Annotated in this window: 6 protein-coding genes and 1 pseudogene; 3 read left to right on the plus strand and 4 right to left on the minus strand. The window is 67.0% G+C overall.

The genetic code is table 11. The features are described 5' to 3' along the window. Both parC and B2W70_RS02230 read left to right on the plus strand, forming a co-directional pair. A partial coding sequence (gene parC / locus B2W70_RS02225; protein ID WP_414631018.1) for a DNA topoisomerase IV subunit A occupies positions 1-2297 on the plus strand: 2297 nt, incomplete at its 5' end. 124 nt (positions 2298-2421) lie between these two features. Further along, the gene (locus B2W70_RS02230; RefSeq protein ID WP_286742404.1) at positions 2422-3423 is read left to right on the plus strand and encodes a PEP-CTERM sorting domain-containing protein; all 1002 of its coding nucleotides are present in this window, start codon (positions 2422-2424) and stop codon (positions 3421-3423) included. 15 nt (positions 3424-3438) lie between these two features. Here the strand turns inward: B2W70_RS02230 and B2W70_RS02235 are convergent, their stop codons facing one another. Beyond that, positions 3439-4449: a sodium-dependent bicarbonate transport family permease gene (locus B2W70_RS02235; protein WP_286742406.1), complete on the minus strand. Its 1011-nt coding sequence runs from the start codon at positions 4447-4449 to the stop codon at positions 3439-3441. Positions 4450-4522: 73 nt separating this feature from the next. On the opposite strand from B2W70_RS02235, the gene B2W70_RS02240 reads away from it, so the two are divergent. Beyond that, positions 4523-5494, plus strand: a complete 972-nt coding sequence (locus B2W70_RS02240) for a LysR family transcriptional regulator (RefSeq protein ID WP_286742408.1) — start codon at positions 4523-4525, stop codon at positions 5492-5494. Here B2W70_RS02240 and B2W70_RS02245 read toward each other — a convergent pair. From B2W70_RS02245 to B2W70_RS02255, 3 genes and pseudogenes are all read right to left on the minus strand, one after another. Then, complete coding sequence (locus B2W70_RS02245) at positions 5439-6872, minus strand: bifunctional serine/threonine-protein kinase/universal stress protein (protein WP_286742411.1); 1434 nt, start codon at positions 6870-6872, stop codon at positions 5439-5441. The genes B2W70_RS02240 and B2W70_RS02245 overlap by 56 nt on opposite strands. 31 nt (positions 6873-6903) lie before the next feature. Continuing rightward, complete coding sequence (locus B2W70_RS02250; protein WP_286742412.1) at positions 6904-7647, minus strand: metallophosphoesterase family protein; 744 nt, start codon at positions 7645-7647, stop codon at positions 6904-6906. Positions 7648-7715: 68 nt separating this feature from the next. Next, positions 7716-8113 (minus strand): annotated as a pseudogene (locus B2W70_RS02255) (chemotaxis protein); the annotation flags it as partial.

Below are 8113 nucleotides of genomic sequence, written 5' to 3' on the forward strand. Positions count from 1 at the left end.
CCCCGCCCGCCGATGGCGGTGACTCCCTGACCCTGGCCCACTACGCCGAGCGCGCTTACCTGGAGTACGCCCTGAGCGTGGTCAAGGGCCGCGCCTTGCCCGATGTCTGCGACGGCCAGAAACCCGTGCAGCGCCGCATCCTCTACGCGATGGAGCGCATGGGCCTGGCCTTCAGCGGCAACAGCGGCCCCAAGCCGGTCAAGAGCGCCCGCGTGGTGGGTGATGTGCTGGGTCGTTACCACCCGCACGGCGACACGGCCGCCTACGACGCCATGGTGCGCATGGCGCAAGACTTTGCGCTGCGCTACCCCTTGATCGACGGCCAGGGCAACTTCGGCTCGCGCGATGGCGATGGCGCCGCCGCGATGCGCTACACCGAAGCCCGCCTGTCGCCGATCGCGCGCCTGTTGCTCGACGAGATCGACATGGGCACGGTGGACTTCGTGCCCAACTACGATGGCTCCACCGAAGAGCCCAAGCAGCTGCCCGCGCGCATGCCCTTCGTGCTGCTCAACGGCGCCAGCGGCATCGCCGTGGGCCTGGCCACCGAGATCCCGAGCCACAACCTGCGCGAGGTGGCCGCGGCCAGCGTGGCCCTGATCAAGAACGACAAGCTTTCTGATGAAGAGCTGTTCGCGCTCGTGCCGGGCCCGGACTTCCCCGGCGGCGGTCAACTCATCTCGGCGCCTGGCGACATCCAGGACGCCTACCGCAGCGGCCGTGGCAGCCTGAAGGTGCGCGCCCGCTGGGTCATCGAAGACCTGGCTCGCGGCCAGTGGCAACTGGTGGTCACCGAGCTGCCGCACGGCACCAGCGCCCAGAAGGTGCTCGAAGAAATCGAAGAGCTCAGCAACCCCAAGGTCAAGACCGGCAAAAAGGCGCTGACCGCCGACCAGACCCAGCTCAAGGCCGCGCTGCTGTCGGTGCTCGACACCGTGCGCGACGAGTCCAGCAAGGACGCGGCCGTGCGCCTGGTCTTCGAGCCCAAGACGCGCACCGTCTCGCAGCAAGAGCTCATCACCACGTTGCTGGCCCACACCAGCCTGGAGACGTCCGTCTCGGTCAACCTGACCATGGTGGGCTCCGACGGCAAGCCCATGCTCAAGGGCCTGCGCCAGATCCTGACCGAGTGGATCGGCTTTCGCCTGGAGACGGTGACCCGCCGCACGAAGCACCGCCTGGGCAAGGTGCTCGATCGCATCCACATCCTCGAAGGTCGGCAGCTGGTGCTGCTCAACATCGACGAGGTCATCCGCATCATCCGTGAGAGCGACGAGCCCAAGCCGGCGCTGATCGAGGCGTTCAAGCTCTCCGAACGCCAGGCCGACGACATCCTCGACATCCGCCTGCGCCAACTTGCGCGGCTTGAAGCCATCAAGATCGAGCAGGAGCTCGCCGAGTTGCGCGCCGAGCAGACCAAGCTCGAAGAGATCCTGGGCAACCCCGGCGTGCTGCGCCGCACCGTGGTCAAGGAAATCGAAGCCGACGCCAAGCAGTTTGGCGACGACCGCCGCACCCTGATCCAGGCTGAAAAGCGCGCCGTCGCCGAGGTCAAGGTCATCGACGAGCCGGTGACGGTGGTCATCAGCGAGAAGGGTTGGGTGCGCGCCCGCACCGGCCACGGCCACGACCCGGCCGGCTTTGCCTTCAAGGCGGGCGATGGCCTGTATGGCACCTTCGAATGCCGCACGGTCGACCCGCTCATCGTGCTGGGCAGCAACGGGCGCGTCTACAGCGTGGCCGTCAGTGCATTGCCCGGCGCGCGCGGCGATGGCCAGCCCATCACCACCTTGATCGAGCTCGAATCGGGTACGCAGCCGGCGCACTACCTGGCCGGCAACGTGGAGCAAACCATCCTGCTGGCCAACAGCGGCGGTTTTGGCCTGCTGGCCAAGCTGGGTGACCTGATGACGCGCCAGAAGGGCGGCAAGTCCTTCCTGACGCTGGACGAGGGTGACACGGTGCTGCCCCCGATCGTGGTGCAGCCGGCGCACACCCAGGTGGCCTGCCTGTGCGCCGATGGTCGCATGCTGGTGTTCGGGCTCGACGAGCTCAAGCTGCAGTCCAACGGCGGCCGCGGCCTGACGCTGATGGAGGTCGATGCCAAGAAGGCCCCGCTGGCCTCCGTGGCGACGGTGCACAACGGCGTGCGCGTGATCGGCACGACCCGTGGCGCCAAGCCCAAGGAAGAAGACGTTCGCAACTCGGCCTATGCGGCCCACGTGGGCAAGCGCGCCCGCAAGGGCAAACCGGTCGACGCCTTCCAGAAGGTGGCCCGTTTGCTGGCTTTGTCCTGATCGGTGTCGACGCTGTCCGGGCGCCCCACCCTTGACTGGGTGGGTGTGCTGCTCGGTCGGCAGGATGCAGGGTTTTCTTCGAGTACGCTCTGCCCCGTCGAATCACCCAACCCAGGAGAAAGCCATGTCTCGTTCGCTGCTGCGTCCTTCCCGTGCCACCCACCTTGCTGCCATCTTGAGCACGCTGGTGGTTTCGGCCCAAGCAGGCACCGTGGAGACGCCGGGTGGCTCGGTCACATTCGCCTGGGGCCTGGACGCCGAAGAGATCGAAACCGGCACCTTCCAATACGTTTACCCCGGCGACGATGCATCGCCGCTGAGCACCGGTGGGCAACGCAGCGCCACAGCCGGATCGGTCTCGGCCAGCGTCAACGCCTGGGTCGACCCTTACAGCGGCACCTTCAAGGCCCAGACCACCGCCACCACCGGTGACGCAGGCCGGCCCACCAGCATCGCCCAGTCCTACGCCCGCCTTGACCTGAGCGACACCGTGCGCATCAGCGGCCCGGGCGCCACGACCACCGTGACCTTCCGCATGAGCTACGACAGCCAGTTCAGCGGCTTGGCGCTGTCGTCTTTCGAGCGCGTGGGCCAGATCTCGCACTTCCTGCAAGCCGACTCTTCGCGTTACGCCACCCTGAGCTACCGCACGCCCAACCCGGCCTACGACCCCGAGGCCACCTGCACGGGCGAAGGCGAGATGACCGAATGCGGCGTCGAGACCATCGAGTACTTCACCACGTCCGAGAGCGCCTCCAAAGACCTCTTCCGCGAGTGGGCCCTGGGTGGCCCCGATGGCGTTTACGGCAACGGCGAAGTCAACAACGGCCGCTACACCGGGGAGGTGCTGTTGAGCCTGGTCGTGCCCACCGGCGTTGACCTCACGCTGGGCTACACCGTGCACCAGAATGCCAGGTGCTTCCACCTCTCCAACTGCGACGTGGGTGTCAACGCCATGTTCTCCGATCACATCGGCCTGGAGTTGGCGGACGGCTACACCTTCACCTCGGCCTCGGGCTTCCGTTACGAAGGCCTGACGCCCGCTGTGCCCGAACCCGAAACCCTGGCGCTGATGCTGGCTGGTCTGACTGGCCTGGGTATCAGCGGCCGGCGCGTCCGGGCCTGAGTCGGCAGCGGGTCCTCAGCTCCACACCCGCTGCACCACCCAGGCATACAGCGGGATGCCGATCAGGATGTTGAAGACGAACGTCACCCCCAGCGACAGCCCGAGGTAGAGCCCTGGCTGAGCTTCCGGCATGGCGTGCCGCAACACCGCCGGCACCACGATGTAAGACGAGCTGGCCGCCAGCACCACCAGCAAGATCGTGTCACCGACCGGCAGGCTCAGCATCGCGGCCAACCCCATGGCGATCAAGCCGTGCGTCAGCGGACCGACGATGCCGTAGCCGATCAAGGCCGGGTGCACCTGCCGCAGGGCGGGCAACTGGCGCGCCACCAGCAAACCCAGGTCGAGCAGGAACAGCGCCAGCATGCCCTTGAACAGCGCGCCGGAGAACGGCTCCATCATCAGCTTGCCCTGGTCACCCGTTGCCCAGCCGATCAGCAAGCTGCCCAGCAGCAGCAGGTTGGCGCCGTCGGTGAAGGCCTCGCGCACCACATGCCAATGCGATGGCGCTGGCGCCTGTGCACCCAGGCCGGGCGTTGAAGCAACTGACCCCCCTTGCTCCGAGGCCTGCTGACGCCGAGCCCATGCGGCCAGCGCCATCGCCATCAGGATGGCAGGCGACTCCATCAGCACCAGGGCCACGGCCATGTGACCACCAAAGGGCACTTGCAGTTGCGCCAGGTACTGGCTGGCCGCGATGAAGGTCGTGGCGCTGACCGAGCCATACGTGGCCGCCACGGCCGCCGCGTCGAAGCGCGAAAGCCATTTGCGCAGCAGCAGGTAACCCAGAGCGGGCACCAGCAGGGCCAGCAGCAGCGCGGCCCCCAAGCTGCCGAGCACGTCGGCGCCCAGGCCGCTGTGGGCCAGCGAGAAACCGCCTTTGAGGCCCACCGACATCAGCAGGTAGAGCGACAGGAAGCGCGCAATTTGCGGCGGCACCTCGAGGTTGGATCGCAGCAGGCCAGCGACCACACCGAAAACGAAGAACAGGATGGCGGGGTCGAGCAGGTTCTGGAGCGGGTTCATGGGGCGCCATCCTAGGGTTTTGCAGGTATCATGAAAAATCAAATCTTTTGATCTGATGGTTAGATAAAAACCTATGCATGTCACCTGGCGTCAGTTGCGGCTCTTCCAGGCGCTGGCCGAAACCGGCTCCGTCACCGCTGCGGCCGAGGCCGAACACGTCACCCAGCCGACGGTGTCCATGCAGTTGCGACAACTGTCCGAGGCCGCGGGCGTGCCGTTGTACGAGCCGCTGGGTCGCGGCATCCGCCTGACCGACGCAGGTCAGCGCCTGGCGCGCGCCTGCCACGACGTGCTGCACCGCTGGGCCGAATTCGAGATGGAGTTGGCCGACCTGCAGGGCCTCAAGCGCGGCCGACTCGACGTGGCCGTCGTGAGCACCGCCAAGTCCTTCATCCCGCGCCTGCTGGGGCCTTTTTCGCAGCGCTACCCGGACATCGATGTGCACCTGGAGGTGGCCAACCGCGACAGCATCGTGCGGCGGCTGGAGCAGTCGCTTGACGACCTCGTCATCATGACCACGCCGCCTGATCACGTGGCCGTGGAAGCCGAGTTCCTGCTGGACAACCCGCTGGTGATGATCGCGTCCAGGCAGCATCCCTTGGCCGCGAAGCCGGGCCTCCAACTCAAGGCCGTGGCGGGCGAGCGCTTCATCCTGCGCGAGCCGGGCTCGGGCACGCGCATCAGCTGCGAGCGGCAGTTCGCCGCATGGGGTTTCAGCCCGCGGGTGCAGATGTCCCTGGGCAGCAACGAGGCCATCAAGCAGGCCGTGGCGGGTGGTTATGGCCTGGCGGTGCTGTCTCGTCATGCGCTCGACCGCGACCCGGCGCACGAGGGCCTCGCTGTGCTCGACGTGCAGGGCTTTCCGATCGCGTCGCGTTGGTACCTGGTGCGACGTCAGGAGCGCCAGCCCACGCCGGTGGCACGCGCCTTCCTGGACTTCCTGCGCGAGACGCTCAATGGCGCGCAGGGCGCACCTCAGCCAGGTGGGTTCACACCCGAACCACCGTCACCGAGCACTCCGCCTCGGCGACGACCTGCGCGCTGACGCTGCCCAGGTAGCGCCGCAGCGATGAGTTGCCCCGCGCGCCCATCACGATGTGGTCGACCTGGTTGCGCGTGGCGAACTCGACGATGGCGCTGGCCGTGTCCGGGGCTTCGAGCACGTGGTAAGTCAGCCGGTGTTCGTCCATCTGCAACTGCTGTTGCAGCGGCCTGGCCCAATGTTTGATGGCCACCAGCTGTTGCACGTGCAGGCTGTTGCCGGCCTCGTCCACCAGGGTGTCCATGCCGATGCGGTTGGTTTTCATCACGCTGACGCAGGCAAGGCGGGCACCGGGCTCCATCTGCATGATGCGGCGCACGGTGGCCAGCAGCTTCTTGTCGAGCTCGGGCGTGCTGTTCTTGATGCCGATGGCCACCATCAGGATGGGACTGCGCTCGACGTGCTGGCTGCTGGGCACGTCCGACTTGGGCTCGTGGCCCATGGCCTTGAACCAGCGCTTCATGGTGCTGAGCGTGCCGCGTGTGCCGGTGCGTTCGGCGCGCTGGGTCAGCGGGATCTGTTCGGGGTGTTGCAGGTCCAGCGCGAGCTGTGCGCCCGTCTGGTAGCGCTGCTGCGGGTCGATCTCCAGGCAGCGCAGGATGACTTCCTGCAGCCAGGCGGGGGTGTCTGAGCGGATGTCGCGCGGGGGCACCGGGTCCGTGTAAAGGCGCTTGCGCAGGCCGGGCACGCTGCTGGGGTTGCCGAACGGGCGCTCGCCCGTGGTCAGGTGGTAGAGCATCACGCCCAACGCGAACAGGTCGCTGCGCGGGTCGTTGCGCACGAACTGCACCTGCTCGGGCGAGATGTAGGGGCCCGTGCCCATGGGCAGCGAGAACTCTTCTTCGAGCAGGTCGGGCAGCTTGTCGTGACGGCTCAGGCCGAAGTCCACCATCACGGCTTCGCCCGTGGTGCGGAACATGATGTTGCTGGGCTTGACGTCCAGGTGCACCAGGTGCTGCTTGTGCAGGTCGTGCAGGGCCAGGGCCACCCGCTGGCCGATGTCGGCCACCTCTTCGATCGGCAAAGGGGCGCGGTCCAGCCGAGGACGCAGCGTGTCGCCAGCGATGTGCTCCATCACGATGTAGGGCATGCGGGTGAAATCTCCCTTGCCGACGAAGCGGGGTGCATGCGGGCCTTTGAGCATCGGCATGACCATCTGCTCGACCTCGAAGCCGACGATGGTGGCCGGGTCCTCGCCTCCTTTGATGCGCGGCACCTTCATGATCAGCTGCGGCTCACCGGGTGGGTGCACGGCCCGTCCTTGTTCGTCAACGCGCTCGACAGACCACAACGTGGCCATGCCTCCCTGGTGCAGCTTGGCCTTGAGCACGAAGCCGTCGATGCGATCGCCTGCCTGCAGTTTGCCGGGAGACATGGTCATCGTGTGGGGCTCCTGTCGGCGATGAGGGGGCTCAGCGTCCGTCGCGAAGGCGCTGGGCCAGCGTTTCGGGCAGGCCGGCATCGATCACTCGCTGCGCTGCGGCGTCGTGGTCGTAGGGCACGCGGTGAAAGGTGAGGGTGGCCGATTCGGTTTCGAACGTGGCGTAGCAGGCGGCCGGGTTGCCGTCTCGGGGCTGCCCGACGGAGCCGGGGATGGCGAGCCAGCGGCGCATGGGCGAGAGCTGGATGGGCGTGGCGTCGACCGGCTGAAACTCGCCCGACTTGCCGGTGGACGACAGGTGGTAGAGGCAGGGGTCGTGCATGTGGCCGCAAAACACGTGCGACTGCTGCGAGGCAAACAGGCTGCGCGTGGCCTCCATGCGGCCTTGCACGTAGCCCCAGTGGGACGGGTCGTGCACGTTGGCGTGGGCAAACAGGCAGTCGCCCAGGACAGCGGTCAGGGGCAGGGACTCGATGAAGGCGATGTGTGCGGCGCTCAGCTGTTCGCGGGTCCAGGCCAGGGAGGCCAACACGTGGTTGCCCAGGTTGTGCTGGTCTTCGTGCCGCAGGGCGTCGTCGTGGTTGCCTTTGACGACGATGGCGCCGCCCGCGTGCTGGGCCATGACGAAATCCATGACCCAGGCCGGATCTGCGCCGTAGTCCACGAAGTCACCCAGCAGGACGGTTTGCTCGCAGCCCCCTTCGCGCGCGTGCGCCCAGACGGCTTCGACGGCCTGCCGATTGGCGTGCAGGTCCGAGAGGATGGCGAGTTTCATGAAAGGGACAGCTCAGAACGGGCGCAAGACGCACAGTTGCCCATGCTAGCCCGCCGCTGCCCTGGGCATCAAGCTGGGGCAGACAGGTCTTGACGAGCAGCCTGGCCCTTCATTTCCTTGCGCAAAGCCACCGCATCGTGGCTGTGGGCAGACTTGCCGCCGACCTCGGTGCGGAACACCTGGACCGCCTCGGCGACCGATTTGGCCCGCTGAGCCAGGCTCATCGACGCAGCGGCGATCTGTTCCACCGCTGCGGCGTTTTGCTGCGTGATGCCGTCGAGCTGGGCCACCGCCGAGTTGATCTGCGAGATGCCGCTGAGCTGCTCGCGCGCGCCGCCACTGATCTGGGTGACCAGCGCGGTGACCTGCTCGACCGACTGCACGGCCTCTTGCATGGTGTTTTGCGCGGCGTGGGTGAGTTCGCTGCCGGCGCGCACCTTGTCGGCCGAATCGGTGATGAGCTGCT

Source organism: Aquabacterium sp. UBA2148, from assembly GCF_002328915.1.
GTDB lineage: Bacteria > Pseudomonadota > Gammaproteobacteria > Burkholderiales > Burkholderiaceae_C > Aquabacterium > Aquabacterium parvum.